This is a genomic window from Streptomyces coffeae (genome assembly GCF_016741875.1).
Classification (GTDB): Bacteria; Actinomycetota; Actinomycetes; order Streptomycetales; family Streptomycetaceae; genus Streptomyces; species Streptomyces coffeae.
In genome coordinates, this window is record NZ_JAERRF010000001.1 from 315,097 (window position 1) to 336,033 (window position 20,937).

Annotated in this window: 18 protein-coding genes; 10 read left to right on the forward strand and 8 right to left on the reverse strand. The window is 70.2% G+C overall.

What is annotated here, in order from left to right; all coding sequences use genetic code 11:
• Positions 1–60: 60 nt before the first annotated feature.
• From JK363_RS01450 to JK363_RS01460, 3 genes are all read right to left on the reverse strand, one after another.
• Positions 61–879, reverse strand: coding sequence for an SAM-dependent methyltransferase (locus tag JK363_RS01450; protein WP_201870635.1), 819 nt, complete (start codon positions 877–879; stop codon positions 61–63).
• Positions 880–1,223: 344 nt separating this feature from the next.
• The gene (locus tag JK363_RS01455) at positions 1,224–3,629 is read right to left on the reverse strand and encodes an HAD-IC family P-type ATPase (protein ID WP_201870636.1); all 2,406 of its coding nucleotides are present in this window, start codon (positions 3,627–3,629) and stop codon (positions 1,224–1,226) included.
• A gap of 74 nt (positions 3,630–3,703) precedes the next feature.
• Positions 3,704–3,952, reverse strand: coding sequence for a DUF2530 domain-containing protein (locus JK363_RS01460; protein ID WP_201870637.1), 249 nt, complete (start codon positions 3,950–3,952; stop codon positions 3,704–3,706).
• Positions 3,953–4,143: 191 nt separating this feature from the next.
• Between JK363_RS01460 and JK363_RS01465 the strand changes: the two genes are divergently transcribed.
• Positions 4,144–5,610, forward strand: a complete 1,467-nt coding sequence (locus JK363_RS01465) for an NCS2 family permease (protein ID WP_201870638.1) — start codon at positions 4,144–4,146, stop codon at positions 5,608–5,610.
• A gap of 51 nt (positions 5,611–5,661) precedes the next feature.
• On the opposite strand, the gene JK363_RS01470 is transcribed toward JK363_RS01465, so the two are convergent.
• Positions 5,662–5,847 (reverse strand): ribbon-helix-helix protein, CopG family, encoded by a 186-nt coding sequence (locus tag JK363_RS01470; protein WP_201870639.1) that lies wholly within the window; start codon positions 5,845–5,847, stop codon positions 5,662–5,664.
• A 133-nt stretch (positions 5,848–5,980) separates the two neighbouring features.
• Between JK363_RS01470 and JK363_RS01475 the strand changes: the two genes are divergently transcribed.
• From JK363_RS01475 to thpR, 3 genes are read left to right on the forward strand one after another with little or no spacing between them, the layout of a single operon-like run.
• Complete coding sequence (locus tag JK363_RS01475; RefSeq protein WP_201870640.1) at positions 5,981–6,442, forward strand: MarR family winged helix-turn-helix transcriptional regulator; 462 nt, start codon at positions 5,981–5,983, stop codon at positions 6,440–6,442.
• Between the two features lie 30 nt (positions 6,443–6,472).
• Positions 6,473–7,846, forward strand: coding sequence for an MFS transporter (locus JK363_RS01480; protein WP_201870641.1), 1,374 nt, complete (start codon positions 6,473–6,475; stop codon positions 7,844–7,846).
• A 58-nt stretch (positions 7,847–7,904) separates the two neighbouring features.
• Positions 7,905–8,468 carry an RNA 2',3'-cyclic phosphodiesterase gene (thpR, locus tag JK363_RS01485; RefSeq protein ID WP_201870642.1) on the forward strand — a complete coding sequence of 188 codons (564 nt, stop codon included), beginning with the start codon at positions 7,905–7,907 and terminating at the stop codon, positions 8,466–8,468.
• 169 nt (positions 8,469–8,637) lie between these two features.
• On the opposite strand, the gene JK363_RS01490 is transcribed toward thpR, so the two are convergent.
• Entirely contained in the window at positions 8,638–9,633 is a 996-nt protein-coding gene (locus JK363_RS01490; RefSeq protein WP_201870643.1) for an aldo/keto reductase, read from the reverse strand.
• 213 nt (positions 9,634–9,846) lie between these two features.
• Positions 9,847–10,392, reverse strand: coding sequence for a hypothetical protein (locus tag JK363_RS01495; protein WP_201870644.1), 546 nt, complete (start codon positions 10,390–10,392; stop codon positions 9,847–9,849).
• Between the two features lie 285 nt (positions 10,393–10,677).
• Here JK363_RS01495 and JK363_RS01500 point away from each other — a divergent pair, with 285 nt between their 5' ends.
• Positions 10,678–11,676 carry an SdiA-regulated/phytase-like domain-containing protein gene (locus JK363_RS01500; protein WP_201870645.1) on the forward strand — a complete coding sequence of 333 codons (999 nt, stop codon included), beginning with the start codon at positions 10,678–10,680 and terminating at the stop codon, positions 11,674–11,676.
• A gap of 79 nt (positions 11,677–11,755) precedes the next feature.
• On the opposite strand, the gene serC is transcribed toward JK363_RS01500, so the two are convergent.
• On the reverse strand, positions 11,756–12,874 hold the full coding sequence (serC, locus tag JK363_RS01505; RefSeq protein WP_201870646.1) for a phosphoserine transaminase: 1,119 nt from the start codon (positions 12,872–12,874) through the stop codon (positions 11,756–11,758).
• Between the two features lie 223 nt (positions 12,875–13,097).
• On the opposite strand from serC, the gene JK363_RS01510 reads away from it, so the two are divergent.
• From JK363_RS01510 to JK363_RS01520, 3 genes are all read left to right on the forward strand, one after another.
• Positions 13,098–15,923, forward strand: a complete 2,826-nt coding sequence (locus JK363_RS01510; RefSeq protein ID WP_201870647.1) for an FAD-binding and (Fe-S)-binding domain-containing protein — start codon at positions 13,098–13,100, stop codon at positions 15,921–15,923.
• Positions 15,924–16,132: 209 nt separating this feature from the next.
• Positions 16,133–17,350 (forward strand): helix-turn-helix domain-containing protein, encoded by a 1,218-nt coding sequence (locus JK363_RS01515; RefSeq protein ID WP_201870648.1) that lies wholly within the window; start codon positions 16,133–16,135, stop codon positions 17,348–17,350.
• Between the two features lie 228 nt (positions 17,351–17,578).
• Positions 17,579–17,788 carry a hypothetical protein gene (locus JK363_RS01520; RefSeq protein ID WP_201870649.1) on the forward strand — a complete coding sequence of 70 codons (210 nt, stop codon included), beginning with the start codon at positions 17,579–17,581 and terminating at the stop codon, positions 17,786–17,788.
• A gap of 334 nt (positions 17,789–18,122) precedes the next feature.
• Here JK363_RS01520 and JK363_RS01525 read toward each other — a convergent pair whose 3' ends face one another.
• A complete protein-coding gene (locus JK363_RS01525; RefSeq protein ID WP_201870650.1) occupies positions 18,123–18,377 on the reverse strand; it encodes a hypothetical protein in 255 nt (84 codons plus the stop codon).
• Positions 18,378–18,868: 491 nt separating this feature from the next.
• Between JK363_RS01525 and JK363_RS01530 the strand changes: the two genes are divergently transcribed.
• Together JK363_RS01530 and JK363_RS01535 are read left to right on the forward strand one after the other, a co-directional pair.
• Positions 18,869–19,015 carry an albusnodin family lasso peptide gene (locus JK363_RS01530; RefSeq protein WP_201870651.1) on the forward strand — a complete coding sequence of 49 codons (147 nt, stop codon included), beginning with the start codon at positions 18,869–18,871 and terminating at the stop codon, positions 19,013–19,015.
• Between the two features lie 74 nt (positions 19,016–19,089).
• Positions 19,090–20,766, forward strand: a complete 1,677-nt coding sequence (locus JK363_RS01535) for an albusnodin/ikarugamycin family macrolactam cyclase (protein WP_201870652.1) — start codon at positions 19,090–19,092, stop codon at positions 20,764–20,766.
• Positions 20,767–20,937: the final 171 nt, after the last annotated feature.

Genomic DNA, 20,937 nt, shown 5'->3' on the forward strand with positions numbered 1-20,937 from the left:
CTCCGGGACAGCGGCGGGGCCGTTCGCCTTTCCCGGCACCACGGCGCTTCGGCGCCGTCGTCAGGGCTTGCGGGCCACGCCCGCGTAGATCCACAGGTCCAGGGTCTCCGCCTCGGCCCGGGCCCGTTCGCTCTCCGGCTTCCAGCGGTGCGGCATCACCACACCCGGTTCCACCAGCTCGAGGCCGTCGAAGAACGGCAGGACCTCCTCGTGGGTGCGGCCCTGCACATGGATGCCGCTGCTGCGGTAGAGGTTGGTGACCGCGTCCGAGACCCCGGGGCGGGCGTCGAGCGCGCCGTGCGAGAGCACGAGATAGCTGCCCGGCGCCAGCGGCTCGACCAGCCGCCGCACGATGTCGTACGGCTGCTGTTCGTTGGCGATGAAGTGCATGACCGCGTTGAGCGACAGGGCGACCGGCTGGGTCAGGTCGAGCGTGGAGTGCAGCTCCTCCGCGGCGAGTATCGCCTCGGGCTCGGTGATGTCGGCGTGCATGTACGCGGTGCGGCCCTCGGGCGTGGAGAGCAGCAGGGCCTGGGCGTAGGCCAGCACGATCGGGTCGTTGTCCGCGTAGACCACCCGGGCCTCCGCCGCCACACCCTGGGCGACCTGGTGGAGGTTGGGCTCGGTCGGGATACCGGTGCCGATGTCCAGGAACTGCCGGATACCGGCCTCGGCGGCGAGCCAGCGGGTGGCGCGGTGCATGAAGGATCGGTTGGCGCGGGTCCACGGCTTGACGTCCGGCCAGACGGCCTCGACCTGCTCGGCGGCCTGGGTGTCGACCGCGTAGTGCGTCTTGCCGCCCAGGAAGTAGTCGTACATGCGCGCCGAGTGCGGCTTGCTGGTGTCGATTTCGTCTGCGCGAAAGCGGTGACCGGTCATATCCCCCACATTACTGGTGAGTTGGGGAAGCGTCGCGGGCGGGTTTCCGAGTGAGGTCCACCTCGTGAAGAATCCGCGACATGGTGAACGCCCGGTGAAGATCGTACAGTTGTGTCAGTTCCGGCTCCGACCGCGACATCGCGGGCGGAGCCCTGGCATTTCTGTGGGGGAATCAATGCGCCCGTCACCTCGGCCACCGACGCCAACACCTCCACCTGCACGGCCCGGTTCACCGTGGACCCGTGGGTCGACTTCATCGACAACGCCCCCGCGGGCACCGGCCACACCACCGTGAAGACGGTGAGGTCGGGGAGCGGGTGGAGGTGCGGTGGTCCGGGCGTGGTTCAGGACGCCGGATCGCCACCGTCACCGTCGGCGGCGATCCGGCGCCACACCCACTCCAGCGCCGCCGAGGCCGCGGCGGCGATGCCCACCGCCGCCCATGGCATCACCGTCCCCACCAGGCGCAGCGCGAAGAAGTGCTGGAGCCACGGCGTGGCCAGCACGATCAGAAAGCCCACGCCCATCGCCAGCACCAGCCCGATCCGCCACCAGGTGTACGGGCGGGCCACGATGGCCAGCACCCACAGCGCGATGAGGAACAGCGTCAGCGTCGCCGCGCTGGTCTCGGCCTGGAGCGCGCCCCGGCCCGTGTAGTAGTGACGGGCCAGCAGATACGCGGCGAAGGTGGCCGCGCCCGCGATCACCCCGGCCGGGACGGCGTACCGCATCACTCTGCGGACGAAGTGCGGCCGGGCGCGCTCCTTGTTGGGGGCCAGCGCCAGGAAGAACGCGGGGACACCGATGGTGAGTGTGGACAGCAGCGTCAGATGGCGGGGCAGAAACGGGTACTCCACCCGGAAACACACCACCAGCACCGCGAGCAGCACCGAATAGACGGTCTTCACCAGGAAGAGCCGGGCCACCCGCTCGATGTTGCCGATCACCCGGCGGCCCTCGGCCACCACCGACGGCAGGGTCGCGAAGCTGTTGTCGAGCAGCACGATCTGGGCGACCGCGCGGGTGGCCTCGCTGCCCGAGCCCATCGAGACACCGATGTCCGCGTCCTTGAGCGCCAGCACGTCGTTGACGCCGTCACCGGTCATGGCGACGGTGTGGCCGTGCGACTGGAGCGCGCCCACCATGTCCCGCTTCTGCCGCGGGGTGACCCGTCCGAAGACCGTGCCGCCCTCCAGTGCCGTCGCCATCCCGGTCCGTTCGGCGGGCAGCCGCCGCGAGTCGAGGGCGCGCGCGGCGCCGGGGAGGCCGAGCTCGGAGGCGACGGCGCCGACGGAGACCGCGTTGTCACCGGAGATGACCTTCGCGGCGACGTTCTGCTCGGCGAAGTAGCGCAGGGTGTCGGCCGCGTCCGGCCGCAGCCGCTGCTCCAGGACGACGAGGGCGACCGCGGTGACCGCCCGGGGGCCCAGGGGATCGCCGCTCAGGGCGTCCGCGCCGCTCTCCGCGCAGGTCTCGGTACGGGCCAGCAGCAGCACCCGCAGCCCGCGCGCGTTCAGCTCGTCGATCTGGGCCAGGGCCGGATCGCCCTCGGCCAGCAGCACTTCCGGTGCGCCGAGCAGCCAGGTGGTGCGTTCGCCGCCGGGGGAGTCGAGGGTGGCGCCGCTGTACTTGCGGGCCGAGGAGAACGGCAGCACGTCCCGGGAGCGCCAGCCGTCGCCCTCGGCTCTATCCGGGCGCGGATAGGCGTCGATGATCGCCTGGAGGCTGGCGTTGGGACGCGGGTCACTGGCGCCGAGCGCGCCGAGCACCTGCCCCACGTACGTCATGTCGTGGCCGTCGAGCAGCCGCAGCTCACGGACGTCCATCCCGCCCTCGGTGAGGGTGCCGGTCTTGTCCAGGCAGACCACGTCCACCCTGGCCAGCCCCTCGATCGCGGGCAGCTCCTGCACCAGGCACTGCCGGCGGCCCAACCGGATCACCCCGATCGCGAAGGCGACGGAGGTGAGCAGCACCAGGCCCTCGGGGACCATCGGCACGATTCCGGCGACCATCCGCCGCACCGCTTCCCGCCAGTCGTTCCCCTTCACCACGAACTGGCTGATCACCAGGCCGACCGCGGCCGGGACCATCATCCAGGTCACATACTTCAGGATCCGGCTGATACCGCTGCGCAGCTCGGAGGCGACGAGGGTGAAGCGGGACGCCTCCTCGGCGAGCTGGGCGGCGTAGGCCGCGCGGCCGACCCGGGTGGCGGTGAAGGCGCCGCCGCCCGCGACCACGAAGCTGCCGGACATCACGGTGTCGCCGGGCTGTTTGAGCACCGGGTCGGCCTCCCCGGTGAGCAGCGATTCGTCGATCTCCAGACCCTCGGCCTCGGTGACCTCGCCGTCCACGACGCACTTGTCGCCGGGGCCCAGCTCGATGAGGTCGCCGAGGACGATCCGGCCGGTGGGGATCTCGGTGGCCACCCCGTCCCGGCGGACGGTGGGCCGGGCCTCGCCGATCACGGCGAGGGAGTCGAGGGTCTTCTTGGCCCGTAGCTCCTGGACGATCCCGATGAGGGTGTTGGCCACGATCACAAAGCCGAACAACCCGTCCTGGAGCGGACCGACCACCAGGATGATCAGGAACAGTACGCCGATGATCGCGTTGAAGCGGGTGAAGACATTGGCGCGGACGATCTCGGTGAACGAGCGGGAGGAGCGCACCGGGACGTCATTGACCTCACCGCGCGCGACGCGCTCGGCGACCTCGGCGGCGGTCAGTCCCGGGGCGGCCCGGTCCGGCATGCCTTCGACGGTACGTGCGCGATGGGCCGCTCACCTGTCAGGGCGTCGCACACCGGCCGCCGGCCGGCAGCTCGTCAGCCGTTCCGGGAGCGGCGGATCGCGGCCTCCCGGGCCCGTACGTACCAGATGCCGAGCAGCCCGAGGCCGCCCCCGGCCAGACAGGTCCCCAGCCACCACAGATGGCCGTGGTCGGCGTACCAGCCGTAGAAGGGGAGCTGGACGAGGAAGAGGACGAACCACACGATGGTGCCGCCGGTGATGGTCGCCACAACGTTGCCCTCCAGGGGCGGCGGCGCCTCGTGCTTGGGGGTCCACTTCGTCATGGGCACAGCTTAAGCGCCGGGCAGGACGCCGTTCCGGGCCGGATAGCGCCGCATCCGGGCTGTTCGGAGCAGACGTTTGGTGTTCGGCTGTTTATAGATTCATACTGAACCGTTCCGGGTCTGAGTCGGCTTTTCTTGTTCGATCATCCAAAGGACCCATCGTTGATGTTCACGCACCACTGAGGTCCTGCATGTCCCCCTCGGCCCCCGCGCCTGCCGATGCCCAGCGGCAGACCCCGGCACCGCCCACCAACGGCATCGACAAGTTCTTCAAGATCAGCGAGCGCGGTTCCTCGGTCTCCCGGGAGCTCCGCGGCGGTCTGGCCACGTTCTTTGCGATGGCCTACATCGTCGTGCTGAACCCGATCATCCTCCAGACCGGTGAGGACAAGTTCCATCAGCACCTCGACCACGGCCAACTGGTCACCGCCACCGCGCTGATGGCGGGGCTGACCACGCTGCTCATGGGGATCATCGGCAACGTCCCCATCGCGCTCGCCGCGGGCCTCGGTATCAACGCGGTGGTCTCGCTCCAGCTCGCCCCCAAGATGAGCTGGCCGGACGCGATGGGCATGGTGGTCCTGGCGGGCCTGGTGCTGATGATCCTGGTGGCCTCCGGGCTGCGGCAGCGGGTGATGGACGCGATCCCCGGCGGACTGCGCCGGGCCATCGCGATCGGCATCGGGCTGTTCATCGCCCTGATCGGCCTGGTCGACGCGGGCTTCGTCACCCGTAACCCGGACAAGGCCAAGACCAGCGTGCCGATGGGGCTCGGGATCGAGGGCAAGCTCCAGGGCTGGCCGGTGCTGATCTTCGTGGTGGGGCTGGCGCTCACCTTTGTGCTGGTCGTCCGCAAGACGCGCGGGGCGATCCTGATCGGCATCGTGGCCATGACGGTGGCCGCGATCGTGATCAACGCGGCCGTCGACATCCCGGACGGCATGTGGGGGCTGACCGTCCCCGATGTCCCGGAGCAGGTGGTGGGCACCCCGGACTTCGGGCTGATCGGTGATGTCAGCCTGTTCGGCGGCTTCCATGAGGTCGGGATCCTCACCGGCTGTCTCTTCGTCTTCACCGTGCTGCTGTCCGGCTTCTTCGACGCGATGGGCACGATCATCGGCGTCGGCGAGGAGGCCGAGCTCACCGATGAGCGCGGTCAGCTGCCGGGCATGGGCCGGATCCTGATGGTGGACGGCATTGCGGTCGCGGGCGGCGGCTTCGGCTCGGCCTCGGCCAACACCTGCTTCGTGGAGTCCACGGCGGGTGTCGGGGAGGGTGCGCGGACCGGGCTCGCCAACATCGTGACCGGCGGGCTCTTCCTGCTCGCGCTGGTCTTCACCCCGCTGGCCCAGGTGGTTCCGTCGCAGGCCGCGACCCCCGCGCTGGTGGTCGTCGGCTTCCTGATCATGGCGGCCAACGTCAAGGAGATCGACTGGAGCGACTTCACCATCGCGATCCCGGCCTTCCTGACCATGATCTCGATGCCGTTCACCTACAGCATCACCAATGGGATCGGCATCGGTGTGCTGGCCTTCCTGCTGCTGCGGATCGCCACCCGGCGCACCCGGGAGATCCCGTGGCTGCTGGGCGTGGTCGGGCTGTGCTTCCTGGTCTACTTCCTGCTCCACCCGATCGAGCAGGCGCTCGGGGCGGCCTGATCACCCTGTCCGGAGCGCGCGCCCCCGGCGTCCGCCGGGGGCGCGGCCGGGTCAGCCGACCTGGCCGTAGAAGCGCTCCGTCTCGTCGACGGACGTCGTGAAACGCTCGTCGAAGTCCTCGCGAATGAGCGTCCGGATGACATAGTCCTGGACGCTCATTCCGCGTTTCGCGGCATGCTGCCGGATCCGGTCCAGCAGCTCACCGTCCATCCGCAGGCTGAGCACCTTCGATCCCATACGGCCAAGGGTCGCCGCCCCGTGGCCCACCGTGCGTCACTTTTCGGAGTTGTCTCACTCTTTTGGGTGACGGCGAGATGAAAGGCTTCATCCAGGTTTTCCTTAGGTGAGGTAATGAGTTATGCTAAAGACCATGCCGGATCCGTCCCGTCTCCAGCCCTCGGCGGAGACACCACCAGACGACGCGACCGCTGTGAACGCCCTGCGGTCCGGGGTGATGCGTCTGTCCCGGCGGCTCAAGCACCAGCGGGTGGACGAGTCGCTCAGCCCCACCGAGATGTCGGTCCTGGGCACCCTCGCCCAGTGCGGTAGCGCCACCCCCGGTGAGCTGGCCCGCAAGGAGCATGTCCAGCCGCCGTCGATGACCCGCATCGTGGCCCTGCTGGAGGCCAAGGGACTGGTCAGGCTGGAGCCGCATCCGGAGGACCGGCGGCAGAAGGTCGTCTCGCAGACCGAGCGGGCGGAGGCCATGCTCGAAGAGAGCCGGCGCAAGCGCAATGCCTGGCTGGCCGAGCTGGTCGGACAGCTGTCCGACGAGGAGTGGGACGCCCTGCGCGCCGCCGCGCCCGTGCTGGAGAAGCTCGCGCATTTGTAAGAACCCCGAACCATCAGGAGGCGAAGCCACTTGAGTACGGGACCCGGAGCACACTCCGCACCCGCACCGCATCCCCACTCCGACTCCCGCACCCCCGGCGCCCCCGCGGCAGGGCGTGCCAAGGGCGGTACCTTCCGCTCGCTGAAGGTTCGCAACTACCGCCTCTTCGCCACCGGCGCCGTCATATCCAACACCGGCACCTGGATGTCCCGTATCGCCCAGGACTGGCTGGTGCTGAGCCTCACCGGCTCCTCCACCGCGGTCGGCATCACCACCGCGCTCCAGTTCCTGCCGATGCTGCTCTTCGGCCTGTACGGCGGGGTCATCGCCGACCGCTACCCGCGCCGCAGGCTGCTGCTGATCACCCAGACCGCGCTGGGGCTGTGCGGTCTGGCGCTCGCCGCGCTCACCCTCAGCGGCCATGTCCAGGTCTGGCATGTCTATCTGATCGCGTTCCTGCTCGGCATGGTCACCGTCGTGGACAACCCGACCCGCCAGGTCTTCGTCAACGAGATGGTCGGCCCGCGGGACCTGCGCAACGCGGTCAGCCTGAACTCCGCGAACTTCCAGTCCGCCCGGCTGGTCGGCCCGGCCATCGCCGGTGTGCTGATCACCGCTGTCGGCAGCGGCTGGGCGTTCCTGATCAACGGCCTCTCCTTCGGCGCCCCGCTGATCGGCCTGCTGATGATGCGCACCGGCGAGCTGCACACGCATCAGCGGACCCCGCGCGGCAAGGGGCAGCTGCGTGAGGGGCTGCGCTATGTCGCCGGTCAGCCCGATCTGATCTGGCCGATCGTGCTCGTCGGCTTCATCGGCACCTTCGGCTTCAACTTCCCGATCTGGCTGAGCGCCTTCGCCGACGATGTCTTCCATGCGGGCCCCGGGACATACGGCCTGCTCAACTCGCTGATCGCGATCGGCTCGGTCACCGGTGCGCTGCTGGCGGCCCGCCGGGTAGTGGCCCGGCGGCGGCTGCTGATCATGGCAGCGCTGATGTTCGGCGTGCTGGAAGTGGCCGCGGCGGTGACCCCGGTCTTCTGGCTCTTCGCCGCGCTCATGGTGCCGATCGGCATCTTCAGCCTGACCTTCAATGTCACGGCGAACTCCAGCGTCCAGCTGGCGACCGATCCCGCGATGCGGGGCCGGGTGATGAGCCTGTTCATGATGGTCTTCGTCGGCGGCACCCCGATCGGCGGCCCCTTGGTCGGCTGGCTGACCGACACCTTCGGCGCCCGGGTGGGCTTTGCCGCGGGCGGGCTGGTCTCGGCCGCCGCCGCGGTCGCCGTGGGCCTGATCCTGGTCCGGGTCGGGGGCCTGCGGATGAAGCTGGATCTGCGCCGGGGACACCCCCGTGTGGTCTTCGTCCCGCGGAGCGAGGAAGAGCGGCTGGCCCCGGCGGCGTAGGCCCTATTCGGTTGCCGCGCGCGGTCCGCCCCGGCGCCGACTGCGCGAGACTGGGCGGATGAGACTCTTCGCCGCCGTGCTGCCGCCCGAGGAGGCCCTCGCCGAGCTGGCCGCCCGGGTGGACGCGTTGCGCGCACTGCCGGGCGCCGACGCGCTGCGCTGGACCGAGCGGGCGGGCTGGCACTTCACCCTCGCCTTCTTCGGCGAGGTGGACGAGGGGCTGCTGCCCGAGCTGCACACCCGGCTGGCCCGCGCCGCCCACCGCCATGAGCCCCATGAGCTGCGGCTCGCGGGGGGCGGCCGGTTCTCGGACCGGGTGGTGTGGGTCGGGGTGGACGGTGACAGCGCGGCCCTGAAGGGGCTCGCCGACTCCGCCGCGGCAGGGGCCCGCCGGGCCGGGGTGCCGATGGACCGGCACCGGCCGTACCACCCGCATCTGACGATCGCCCGCAACCGCGGCACCACCAGCCTCGCGCCCTACGTCGCCGAGCTGGCCGGCTTCGCGGGCCGGGTGTGGCCGGTGCGTGAACTGAGCCTGGTCCGCAGCCATCCGCCGACCCCCGGAGTCGCCGGGCGCCAGCCCCGTTACGAGGTGGTGGCGGCCTGGCCGCTCGGCCGCTGAGCGGCCCGGCTAATCTCGGGGTGTGGACCCGAAGACCAGAAACATGATCATGAGCGGCGCGCTGGTGCTGATGCTCCTCGTCGTCGCCGTCGCGGCCGCGCTCGGGGGCTGACCCCGTCGCGTCGCGCGGCCGCGCTCCGGTCACCGGGCCGCTGCGTTCACCGGGCCGCTACCAGGCGAACGCCTCCGGCGACGGGCCGGGACCCGGGAAGATCTCGTCCAGCGAACGCAGCAGCTCCTCGCCGAGCGTCAGCTCGGACGCCCGGACCGCCGACGCCAACTGCTCGGTGGTGCGCGGGCCGACGATCGGGCCGGTCACCCCGGGCCGGGTGAGCAGCCACGCAAGCGCCGTCTCACCGGGCTCCAGACCGTGCTTGTCGAGCAGATCCTCGTACGCCTGCACCTGCTCGCGCACCGAGGTGTTGCTCAACGCGTCGGCGCTGCGCCCTGACGCGGTACGCCCGCCGCCGCCCTCCCGCTCCTTGCGGATCGCGCCGCCGAGCAGCCCGCCGTGCAGCGGCGACCAGGGGATCACCCCGAGGCCGTAGTCCCGTGCGGCCGGGATGACCTCCATCTCGGCGCGCCGCTCGGCGAGGTTGTACAGGCACTGCTCACTGACCAGCCCGTAGGAACCACGCCGCCGCGCCGTCTCGTTGGCCTTGGCGAGATGCCAGCCCGCGTGGTTGGAGGAGCCCACGTAGAGGATCTTGCCCTGCTGGACCAGGACGTCGATCGCCTGCCAGATCTCGTCCCAGGGCGTGGAGCGGTCCACGTGGTGGAACTGGTACAGGTCGATGTGGTCGGTGCGCAGCCGCTTGAGGCTGGCGTCCACGGCCCGGCGGATGTTGAGGGCCGAGAGCTTGTCGTCGTTGGGCCAGACCTCGTCTCCGGTGCCCATGTTCGCGTACACCTTGGTGGCGAGGACGGTCTTCTCGCGCCGCCCGCCGCCCTGGGCGAACCAGTTGCCGATGATCTCCTCGGTGCGGCCCTTGTTCTCGCCCCAGCCGTAGACATTGGCGGTGTCGAAGAAGTTGATCCCCGCCTCGTGCGCGGCATCCATGATCGCGTGGCTGTGCGCCTCGTCGGTCTGCGGGCCGAAGTTCATGGTGCCGAGGACCAGTCGGCTGACCTTGAGACCTGTGCGTCCGAGCTGCGTGTACTTCATGGAGTCAGCCAAGCCCTTGGAGTGCGCTCCAATCAAGGGGGCAGCTGCGGGGGCGAGGGGACGTCCCCGGGCACACGTCGGAAAGCACGCCGCCGGAATTTTCGTCCCGGAAAACCCGAGGACCCGCGTTTTGACCCCCCGTGCGGTCAAAATGCGGGTCTGCGGATTCCGCCGGATCGAGCTGGTGCGGCGGAAGCGTGAAAGAAATGTGAATCAGCTGCTCTTGCGGGCCTTCATGAATCCGACGATGCCCATGGCGAGGGCCAGCAGACCGCCGATCAGAACCATGTAGATTCCGGGGCCGGCGCTGATGTCGAGCTGATCCACACCCTGTTCGGCGGCCTTCTCGGCGGCCTCGGCGGGCATGCCCTTGTCCTCCAGCTTCTGGGCGAGCAGACGGGCCGGGTCGGCCATGTTGATGGCGGCGACGATCGCCGCGGCCACGCCCAGAAGTCCGCCGCCGAGGTAGACCGGTGCCTTGGCGCGGGCCAGGGTGACGAGGAAGAGCACCGCCGCGACCAGGGCGATGATCAGCGTGATGACACCATCGCCGTCCATCCCCTTGACGCCGCCGTCCGTGCCGGACTCGCCGGAGACGATCCAGTTCACCATGGACCCGACCAGCGCGACGGCGGATCCGACGGCCCCGAGGATCGCGAACTTCTTGGACGGTGCCGCCGGGGCCGCACCGTCGTTCTGCGGAGCACCCGGATATGCGGGCGCGGTTTGCCCATAGGGGGACTGGCTGTAATTGCTCATGGCCAGAGACCGTAGAGCGGGCCCATTCTTGAATGCAATGGGCCCGCCCGCTATGCCGTCAATGACCGATAAATTTTCCGCTGAAATGATCCCGGGATCAGATCAAATTATCTGCGGTTCAGGAATTCCTTTGAGTTTCCCAGATGAATTCCGGTCGTTGTCTTCCCGTAACGGGTGGCGTTATGCGTCCGGTTCCTTCTGGCGGACCGGGGCGGCGGGTGCCTCCGGCGGCTGCCGGACCGGTTCCCGACCGGCGTGCCCCGGCGGGATGGCAGGCTTGAGCCCATGCGTCCGCTTCCGTCTCTCCTCGGTGCCGCCGTGCTGCTGGCCCTGTCCGCCGCCCCTCCTGCCGCGGCCGACGACTCGTCACCGTCGTCCTTCCAGATCAAGGACCCCCGGATCGCCGAGTCCAGCGGCCTCGCCGCGAGCCGTGCCCACCCCGGCGTCTACTGGACGCACAACGACAGCTCGGACGGCCCGTACGTCTACGCCGTGGACAGCAGGACGGGGAAGACGGTCGCGCGGATCGCGATGCGCGGAGTGGGCAAACCGCGGGACGTCGAGGCCGTTTCGGTCGGGCCGGACGGCAATGTCTACGTCGGCGACATCGGCGACAACCTCGGCGGCCAGTGGTCCCATGTGTGGATCTACCGCTTCCCCGAGCCGAAGAAGCTGCGCGATATGACCGTGAAGGCCACCCAGTTCACCGTCGAGTACCAGGGCGGGCCGCGGAACGCCGAGGCGATGATGGTCCATCCGAAGACCGGCAAGGTCTACATCGCCAGCAAGAGTGAGGAGGACGGCGGGCTGTACGAGGGGCCGGACACCCTCACGCCCTCGGGCACGAACGTCTTCCGCCGGATCGCACCCGTCGACATGGAGGTCACCGACGGGGCCTTCGCCCCCGACGGCAGCAGGCTGGTGCTCCGCGGCTACTTCACGGCCGCCGAATACCGCTGGCGGAACGGAAAGCCCAAGGAGCTGAAGGAGGAGCCGGGGCTGCCGCTCCAGCGGCAGGGCGAGTCCGTCACCTTCAGCACGGACGGCGGCACCCTGATGTACGGCACCGAGGGTCAGTACTCCCGGGTGAGCGCCGAGCCGCTCGACGGGGAGCTGCTGCCCGACGCGACCGCCAAGGAGCAGAAGAAGAACGGCGGCAAGGGCGGCTCCCATGCCGGGCGCGGCGAGGACGACAAGAACGGCACGCTGACGAAGGCCGTGCTCACCTTCGGCGGGGCGATGGTGCTGTTCCTCGGGGTGCGCAGGCTGTTCCGCCGCCGCTGAGGGGCGTGACGTGAAAAGGGGTCCGGGGCCGCCGCAGCGGCCACGGACCCCTCCCCGCGGCGAACCGGGGGCCTACGCGTCAGAGCTGCTCGATGACGTAGTCCACGCAGGCGGTCAGCGCTTCGACATCGGCCGGGTCCACCGCCGGGAACATCGCCACCCGCAGCTGGTTGCGGCCCAGCTTGCGGTACGGCTCGGTGTCCACGATGCCGTTGGCCCGCAGCGCCTTGGCGACCGCGGCGGCGTCGATGTCGTCGTTGAAGTCGATCGTGCCGACGACCTGCGAGCGCTTGGCCGGGTCGGTCACGAACGGGGTGGCGAACTTGGATCCCTCGGCCCAGCCGTACAGCGTCCGCGAGGAGGTCGCGGTGCGCCGCACCGCCCAGTCCAGACCGCCCTGGCCGTTCATCCACTCCAGCTGGTCGTTGAGCAGGAAGAGCGTGGCCAGCGCCGGGGTGTTGTACGTCTGGTTCTTCAGCGAGTTGTCGATCGCGGTCGGCAGCGAGAAGAACTCCGGCACATGGCGGCCCGACCCGTGGATCCGGGCGGCGCGCTCCAGCGCGGCGGGCGAGAAGATCCCGATCCACAGCCCGCCGTCGGCGGCGAAGGACTTCTGCGGGGCGAAGTAGTAGACGTCGGTCTCGGCGATGTCCACCGGCAGACCGCCCGCCCCCGAGGTCGCGTCGACCAGCACCAGCGATCCCTCGTCGGCACCGGCCACCCGCCGGATCGGCATGGCGACACCGGTCGAGGTCTCGTTGTGGGTGAAGGCGTAGACATCCACCCCGGCCTCGGCCTCGGCCTCCGGGTGGGTGCCGGGGTCGGAGGAGATCACGGTGGGCTCGTCCAGCCACGGCGCCAGCTTCGCGGCCTTGGCGAACTTCGAGGAGAACTCGCCGAAGGACAGGTGCTGGGAGCGGGAGTCGATCAGACCGTGCGTCGCGATGTCCCAGAACGCGGTGGAGCCGCCGTTGCCGAGGATGACCTCGTACCCCTCGGGGATCCGGAACAGCTCGCGCACCCCGTCGCGCACCTTGCCGACCAGGTTCTTGACCGGGGGCTGGCGGTGGGAGGTGCCCAGCAGGGAGGTGCCGGTGGCGGCCAGGGCACTGAGCGCCTCGGTGCGTACCTTGGAGGGGCCCGAGCCGAAGCGACCGTCGGCGGGCTTGATGTCAGCGGGAATCCGGATCTCAGCCACGACCGCAGCCTAGTCCGTCGGCCCCCGCGCTCCCGCCCGCCGTCCGGTGAATGAGACGATCTGTCCACGCCTTGTTGACGTCGCTGTGTGCACCCTGTTGACGCACCCGTCCGCATTCCGTTGACGCCGAGGCAACCGGGCCGTGGCAGCGCTCCCCGAACGAACCCGCATCCGATCGGAATTGGACATTCTCTTCGGGGCCCTCGGCATGGACCATGGGGGCATGGCTGATCACGAGGCAGGCGAACTGGAGCGTGCTTTGCGGCGAGCCGTCAACGGGGATGTCTCCTTCGACACGGCGAGCCGGGCACTGATGACCATGGACGCGTCGAACTACCGGCGGGTGCCCGCCGGTGTGGTCGCGCCCCGGGACGCGGACGATGTGGCGGCGGTGCTGGCCGCCTGCCGGGAGCGCGGAGTGCCGGTGGTCGCCCGCGGCGCCGGCACCTCGATCGCCGGACAGGCGACCGGGCTCGGCATCGTCCTGGACTTCACCCGCCATATGCGGGGCATTCTCGCGCTGGATCCGGAGGCGCGGACCGCCGTCGTCCAGCCCGGGGTGATCCTCGACGATCTGCGCGGAGCCGCCTCCGCCCACGGACTGACCTTCGGCCCCGACCCCTCCACCCACAGCCGCTGCACCCTCGGCGGCATGATCGGCAACAACTCCTGCGGCTCCCACTCGGTGGCCTGGGGCACCACCGCCGACAACGTCCACGCCCTGGACGTGCTGACCTACGGCGGCGAGCGGCTGCGCGCCGCCCAGGGCCTGGACGGACTGCCCGCCCGGCTGCGCGACGGGATGCGGTCGCTGGCCGGAGAGAACCTGGCGCTGTTGCGCACCGGTTTCCCCGAGCTGCCCCGCCGGATCTCCGGCTACGCCCTCGATGAGCTGCTGCCCGAGAAGCACGCCGATGTGGCCCGTGCCCTCACCGGCAGCGAGGGCACCCTCGGGGTACTGACCGAGGCCACCGTCCGGCTGGTCGAGGCGCCCGGCGCCCGCGCGCTGGCCGTGCTCGGCTACCCCGACGAGAGCGCCGCCGCCGAGGCCGCGCACACCCTGCTGCCGTACGGGCCGCTGACCGTCGAGGGCATGGCCGCCGACCTGGTGGCCGGGGCGTCCGGGCTGCCCAAGGGCGGCGCCTGGCTGTTCGTGGAGGTCGGCGGCGGAACGCGGGAGGAGGCGTACGCCCGCGCCGAGGAGATCGCCCGCGCCGCAGGGACCGCCACCACCGACCACACCGTCGTGGCCGACCCGGCCGGGCAGCGCGCGCTGTGGCGGGTGCGCGAGGACGCCTCCGGGACCGCCACCCGGATGCCCGACGGCAGCGAGGCATGGCCGGGCTGGGAGGACTGTGCGGTGCCGCCCGCCCGGCTGGGCGCGTATCTGCGCGACTTCCGGGCGCTGCTCGGGCAGTACGGGCTGCGCGGCACCCCGTACGGGCACTTCGGCGACGGCTGTATCCACGTCCGGATCGACTTCGACCTGATGAGCGAGGCCGGGGTGCGGGTCTTCCGCGACTTCTCCACCGACCTCGCCGACCTCGTCGTCACCCACGGCGGTTCGCTCTCCGGCGAGCACGGCGACGGGCTGGCGCGGGCCGAGCTGCTGCCGCGGATGTACGGCGAGGAGATGGTCGGCCTCTTCTCCCGCTTCAAGGACCTGTGGGACCCGGAGGGCGGGCTCAACCCCGGCGTCCTCGCCCGCCCCCAGCGCCTCGACGAGGATCTGCGCTTCGACTCCCTGCCGCGCCGCCCGGTCGACGTCGCGTTCGGCTATCCGCACGACGGCGGCGACTTCTCGGCCGCGGTGCGGCGCTGCGTCGGCGTCGCCAAATGCCGCAACGAGTCGGTGTCCGGCGCGGGCGTGATGTGCCCCTCGTACCGGGCGACGGGGGAGGAGCAGCACTCCACCCGGGGCCGTGCCCGGCTGCTGCACGAGATGCTCGCGGGCGAGGTGGTGCGCGACGGCTGGCGCTCCCAGGAGGTGCACGACGCGCTCGACCTGTGTCTGTCCTGCAAGGGCTGCCGCAGTGACTGCCCGGTCGGGGTCGACATGGCCACCTACAAGGCGGAGTTCCTGCACCACCACTACGAGGGGCGGGTGCGGCCCGCCGCGCACTACTCGATGGGCTGGCTGCCGGTGTGGCTGCGGGCCGGTGCCGTCCTGCGGGCGGCACCGGTGCTCAACGCCCTGGCGGGCGTGGGCCCCCTGGCCGCCCTGGCCAAGCGTGCGGGCGGCATCGCACCGGAGCGCGACATCCCCGAGCTGGCACGCGAGCCCTTCACCCGCTGGTGGCGCGATCGCGTGCGGGCGGCGGCGGGCCGCCGCCCGGACACCGGCCGCACCGTGGTGCTGTGGCCGGACACCTTCACCAACCATCTCTCCCCGTCGGTCGGCCGGGCCTCGGTCGCCGTACTGGAGGCGGCCGGGCTGCGGGTGGTGGTGCCGCCCAAACCGGTGTGCTGCGGGCTGACCTGGGTCTCCACCGGTCAGCTCGACCGCGCCCGCGCGGTGATGCGCCGCACCCTGGACGTCATGGCTCCCGCCCTGGACGCCGGGCTCCCGGTGGTCGGCCTGGAACCGAGCTGCACCGCCGCGCTCCGCACCGATCTGCCCGAACTCCTCGGCTCCGATCCGCGCGCCGCCCGGCTCGCCGACTCCGTCACCACCTTCGCCCAGGCCCTGGAGGACCACGCCCCCGACTGGCGTCCCCCTGTGGTCGACCGTCCGGTCGTCGGCCAGACCCACTGCCACCAGCACGCCGTCCTCGGCGACGCCGCCGAGCGGAGACTGCGCGAACGCGCCGGGCTGACCGGTGAGTTGAGCGGCGGCTGCTGCGGTCTGGCGGGCAACTTCGGCTTCGAGGCGGGGCATTACGACATCTCGGTGACCTGTGCCGAGGAGCAGCTGCTGCCGTCGGTGCGGGCCGCCGGGGACACCGCCGAGGTCCTGGCGGACGGCTACTCCTGCCGCACCCAGCTCGACCAACTGGCCGGCCGCCCGGCCCGCCACCTCGCCGAGGTGCTCGCCGAGCACCTGCCCTGACGCCCGAGCCCGTCACGACGGCCCCGCCCCGCCACCACTACCGTGGGCGGGGCGCTTTCGCTGTTCTCCGCATGGCGGCCATGGTGGGCTGTGCGACGTGGACGAGGTAGACGGCCCCACCTGGGGAGCTCCCGGTGGGGCCGACGCGTACCCCAGGCCCAAGCCTGCGGAGTACCGTTTCGAGTGGTGAAGTCGAAACGGAGTCCAGTATGCCCAATCATGCTGAAGAGAGCATTGGGGCGAGGATCGCCTCTTACCGAAACCTCGCGGGCTACACCCAGCGTGAGTTCGCCGAGCACTCCCACCTCTCCCTAGGGAACATCCGCAAAGTCGAGCGAGGCGAGCGCCTGCCCACACACGGCTTTCTGGCCACCGCGGCGCGAACACTGGCGGTGAGCGTGGAAGAGCTGACCGGCCAGCCCTACCGAGGACAGCAACGATCCGACGAGAAGGCACACGCCCCCATCGCCGCCATCCGGACCGTGGTACGTGCATTCGATCTACCTCCGGAATGGCGGACCACGCCGCGCCCTCTGAGAGAGATTGCCGGCAACCTCGAGGAGGCAACCCGGCACCGTGCCGCAGCCCGTTACACCCGTCTCGGCCTAGTCCTGCCAGAGCTGTTGGAGGAGCTGACGGCCGCGGTGCATCTGCTGGAAGGCGATAGAAAACGGCAGGCCGCGAAGATGTTGGCCTCCTCCTACTACATGGCCCACTGCCTCGCCTACCGCCTCGGCTATGCAGACCTCGCCGGCCAGCTTGATGACCGGCAGCGCTGGGCAGCAGAATTTTCCGGCGACCCGCTGACGCTTGCGCTTGCCCAATGGTCACGTGCCGGCGGCTTCCAAGCCGCCCGTGAGTACGGGGCCGGGCTGCGACTCCTGGCCCACGCTCGCGACCAACTGACCGAAGGGGTCGGGACATCCTCACCGGCGGCGGTGACGCTGCTGGGTAGCTTGCGCCTCCGTGAGGCGACGCTCGCGTCCCGCGGCCGAGATGAGCAGGCGACCGAACACCACCTCGTCGAGGCTGCCCAGCTCGCCAAGCGGATTCCCGACAAGACGGACCGGGTGCACTACCACCTCACGTTCGGCCCGGCGAACGTCGCCGTACACGACATCGCCGCGCAAGTCGAACTCAAGAACCCCGAAGAGGCAGCGAAGAGAGCAAGCGCTTTGCGTCTGCCCCCATCGCTACCACGCACCCGGCGGGGACATCACCATATCGACGCCGCCCGCGCGTTCCTTGCCGTCGGCGCCCGGGACAAAGCCCTCACAGCATTGCAGGATGCCCGCCAGGTGGCGCCTCAACAGACCCGCTATCACCCCATGGCCCGCGAAGCGGTACGGGTCCTCGCCCAGCAATACCGCCGTGTTGGCGAAGACGTACGAACGCTCGCCGCTTGGATGGGCCAAGCCGTGGCCTGACGGGGCGGCAAGCGCCAGTCAAGCTGAGCAACAGTCAGGAAGTACCCCAGTCTGGGGTACTTCCTCTTTCTTCGGTGAGCATTCTGTGACTGTCAGTCGCCGCAACCCTTCCGGCTCGCGATCCGCAACCTCCCTGCTGGATGGCTGTGGCGGCTAGCGGGCCCGTCCTGTGCCTGATCCACGGGAGGACGAGCCCGCACTCCGATTGACGACAGGATGGAGACAGTCATGATCAGCCACGTCACGTTGGACCAAAAAGACGTGTCGTACGACCACCGCGTCGGCCACGCGGCGTTCGCCGTTACCGTGCACCATCGTGACGGCACCACCGAGCCCAGCCTCCTCACCGTGGACCCCGGGCAGGTCGAGCTGTACGCGCTCCAGCTTGAGAGGGCCATCGCCGCGAGGAAGGCCGCGGTCGAGACCAAGTGCCGATGAGTAGCAAGCACGTGAAGCCGGACCGGATGTGGCGGTCGTTCGCTGGCTTAGCGGTGGTTGCTCTCGCTGCCCCGGCCGCGATCGTCGGCGGTTCTTGGACGGATCGTGGTGCGCCTGCCCCGGCCAGTCCGGTCAGCATGCCGGACAGCGGCCTTGAGACCGCAGCAGTGGCCCGCAGTGCCCCGCAGGCGGCTTGTCGATGCGACGAGAGGAAGGCGCCGTGAGCTGGCTGGAGACCGACTGGAGTAGGCCCCGCCAGACCGTTGTGGATGTGCTGGACTCCGGAATGGACGACTCAAAGACCGCCACGCGGCTCCGTCTGCACGCTGCCGTCCTAGTTCCGCGGGTACGCGCCCGGCTGGCGGCCGATACTCAGGAGGACGTGATCCTCGCGCTCAAGCATGTCGAGCTCTCGCTCCGGATCGCGGACCCAGACTTCGTGCGGCTCGCGAAAGCAGTGCGCGACCTGATCACTTTCATTGACCCCGGCCCGCGCCAGCGGCGTAGCCGACCCGACGACGGCGGCGGCCTCCACGAGGGCGAGGAAATCGCCACGCAGGAGTTGGAAGCGTGCAAGTGGGTCATGCACGGCAAGCGGGATGACTACACGGCGGCCTTAGCCGATGCGTCGCATCCGCGAAGTACCGGGGGCAATCAGGCGCTGGAACGAACTGGCATTGCTCGTACGGGGCGAGCGCCTCAGCGCATAGCCGCTGGAACCCTCGCCTCGGTCCCCCCAACCCTGGACAGGTCGAGCGGCCGAGGTGGGCTCAAGATCCCGGCATCTCCGTCTGCTCATGGCGGAGTGTCGGGTGAGTCTCCCGGCGGGGGCACGCGAGAAGCGCGGACGCGCTCAAGCTCCCGCCCCGCCCGCCCGGCGGCGCGCCGATTCCTGGGCGGCGGGCTCACGAGGGTGCCGCACTGCGGTGAGGGACACCCCGTCCCGTCTGTGCGCGCTCAACGCGCTCTGGCGCGAACGGACGGGGCGCGTCTGCCACCTTGCGCGCGGGAGGTCGATACCCGACCGTGCAAAGGCGGTTGTTCCGCTCCATCGATGCGATAGAGAGGAGGGATACGCACATGACACGTGATGTCGGCGAAATAGCCCCGGCGGTGCGCACGGAAGACAGCGAACAGCCTGCGGTGATCGTCCTCGGCGACGCGGCCACCCTGACGCGTGGCAGCGACAACTCAAGCGTCGAGTCGAAGCAAGACCCGTACGACTGACGAACGGGCGGCGGCCTCCGAGCGGGGGCCGCCGCTCAAGTTTCCCCGCAAAGTGAGGAGGTGAAGGGGTTCCGATGCGGTGGTTTGGAGGGGGCGCGCCGGGCGGCTTGCCGGTTGTGCCGGTGGGCGCCCGCGTGATCTGGAGCAAGCCCGCGTTATGGGCGGTGGGCAACTGGTCATCGCGTCATGTACGCACAGCAGACGACGGCAACAAGCGGCTTGCCGTGTTGGGCCCGTGCTCCGCTGATGAGACGGAGCTTGCCCGCGCGCTCGCTGTTTCCGACCTGGCGACGGTGGCGGGTGCGTGGGCCGGCTCGTACACCGTGGTGCGCACGGACGAACGGGGAGCCGTTGAGGTGGTCACCGATGCGGCTGGCGCGTGTCCCGTCTACACGGTGAACGCCCCCGGTGGCGTGATGTGGGGGTCGAGCTCGCTTGCCTTATCCAGCCTGACAGGGCGGAGCGTGGATACCGATTGGCTCGCCTCGTATCTGCTGGACAAGCAGGCACCGGCGCCCGACCGGAGCGCATGGGCCGGAGTCACCCCTGTTCCGGCTGGGCACCGGTTGGCCCTGAGCGCCAGCGGGACGGTTTCGCTGTCGCCGTGGTGGTCACCGGGCAAGCGTCGGCTCGACGAGGCGCGGCAGACTGTTCGCCGAGCGCTGGACGAGGGCGTCCGGGTGCGCGTCGCCGGGGTGCCGTCGTCAACGGACCTGGCGGGGATGGACTCGACCACGCTCACCGTGCTCGCCGCGCGGTACGGGCCGATTATCGGCATGACGGCCTACCCGTCGGGCGTCGGCGAGGGCGGAGACCTGCACTATGCGCGGGCCCTCACGATTCCGGGCGTGACCAAGACTCTGTTCCCGCTCGAAGCGCGCCACCTTCCGTTCACGCCCGTCGACGAGCCGTTGCCCGCCACCGACCAGCCCGCGCCGTCGGCCGCTGTCTGGGCGATGTTCTCAGCACAACTTCGCGCGGTGGCCGCTGAAGGCGCGGTAGGCCATCTGACCGGCGACGGCGGCGACAACCTGTTCTTGCCCTCGCCGACGCACCTGGTTGACCTCGCCCGCCGGGGGCGGCTGCTGCGGGTGATCCGGGACGCGCAGGACTGGGCGCGTCTGCGCAGACTCAGCGCTGGCCCGCTGGTCTGGGCGGCGCTGCGCGGTGACACGCATCGCATCGCCCGTCCGTGGCTTGTCCGGCCCGCGTGGCTTGTTGCGCCCGTGCCCGCCCCGTTCAGGGCTGATGGAGGTGCCAACGCGGTGCTTACCGCCGCCATCCGGAACGTGACGCGAGCAGCGTATGCGGATGTCCAACTCGCCGACTCTCTCGGCATCGAGCTGCACAACCCGTATTTTGACGGCGCTGTCCTCGACGCGGTGGTGTCCGCTCCCGCCTGGGAACGGTTCTCGGCTCGCCGGTACAAGCCGCTGCTCGTCGACGCTTGCGGTGACCTACTTCCCGAGGAGCACCGCCGCCGCGCCACAAAAGGCGTGTTCGCCGGCGACTTCCACCGCGGTCTACGGATCAACCTGCGGCGCGTGCTCGACCTCGCCGGCGGGCGGCTCGCCGCTCTGGGACTCATCGACCCGGCACCTCTGCGCGCGACGGTCCACGCCGCCGCGCTCGGGGCCGAGACCATATGGGCATCCCTGCTGCCCACGCTCGGAGCCGAAGCGTGGCTAGAGGCCGTCGAGAACGCACCCGTCATCGAATGGACCACACAGGCTCAGGCGGGTGCACGGTGAGCGGTGCGCGCACGGTGGCGGCGCTCACTGCTCACGCCTGCGTACTCATCGACTACGACACCGGACGAACCGAGCTACACCCTGCTTCTGCGGAGGCTGCGGCCATGGGCGCCGCCGTCGTACGGCTCGATGACGCAGCCCCGTCATGGGGAACCATCGAAGTGCCCGCCG

Coding starts and splice junctions, on each gene's coding strand:
- JK363_RS01450 (WP_201870635.1), bottom strand. CDS start 879: ATGACCGGTCACCGCTTTCGCGCAGACGAAATCGACACCAGCAAGCCG.
- JK363_RS01455 (WP_201870636.1), bottom strand. CDS start 3,629: ATGCCGGACCGGGCCGCCCCGGGACTGACCGCCGCCGAGGTCGCCGAG.
- JK363_RS01460 (WP_201870637.1), bottom strand. CDS start 3,952: ATGACGAAGTGGACCCCCAAGCACGAGGCGCCGCCGCCCCTGGAGGGC.
- JK363_RS01465 (WP_201870638.1), top strand. CDS start 4,144: ATGTCCCCCTCGGCCCCCGCGCCTGCCGATGCCCAGCGGCAGACCCCG.
- JK363_RS01470 (WP_201870639.1), bottom strand. CDS start 5,847: ATGGGATCGAAGGTGCTCAGCCTGCGGATGGACGGTGAGCTGCTGGAC.
- JK363_RS01475 (WP_201870640.1), top strand. CDS start 5,981: ATGCCGGATCCGTCCCGTCTCCAGCCCTCGGCGGAGACACCACCAGAC.
- thpR (WP_201870642.1), top strand. CDS start 7,905: ATGAGACTCTTCGCCGCCGTGCTGCCGCCCGAGGAGGCCCTCGCCGAG.
- JK363_RS01490 (WP_201870643.1), bottom strand. CDS start 9,633: ATGAAGTACACGCAGCTCGGACGCACAGGTCTCAAGGTCAGCCGACTG.
- JK363_RS01495 (WP_201870644.1), bottom strand. CDS start 10,392: ATGAGCAATTACAGCCAGTCCCCCTATGGGCAAACCGCGCCCGCATAT.
- JK363_RS01500 (WP_201870645.1), top strand. CDS start 10,678: ATGCGTCCGCTTCCGTCTCTCCTCGGTGCCGCCGTGCTGCTGGCCCTG.
- JK363_RS01510 (WP_201870647.1), top strand. CDS start 13,098: ATGGCTGATCACGAGGCAGGCGAACTGGAGCGTGCTTTGCGGCGAGCC.
- JK363_RS01515 (WP_201870648.1), top strand. CDS start 16,133: ATGCCCAATCATGCTGAAGAGAGCATTGGGGCGAGGATCGCCTCTTAC.
- JK363_RS01520 (WP_201870649.1), top strand. CDS start 17,579: ATGATCAGCCACGTCACGTTGGACCAAAAAGACGTGTCGTACGACCAC.
- JK363_RS01530 (WP_201870651.1), top strand. CDS start 18,869: ATGACACGTGATGTCGGCGAAATAGCCCCGGCGGTGCGCACGGAAGAC.
- JK363_RS01535 (WP_201870652.1), top strand. CDS start 19,090: ATGCGGTGGTTTGGAGGGGGCGCGCCGGGCGGCTTGCCGGTTGTGCCG.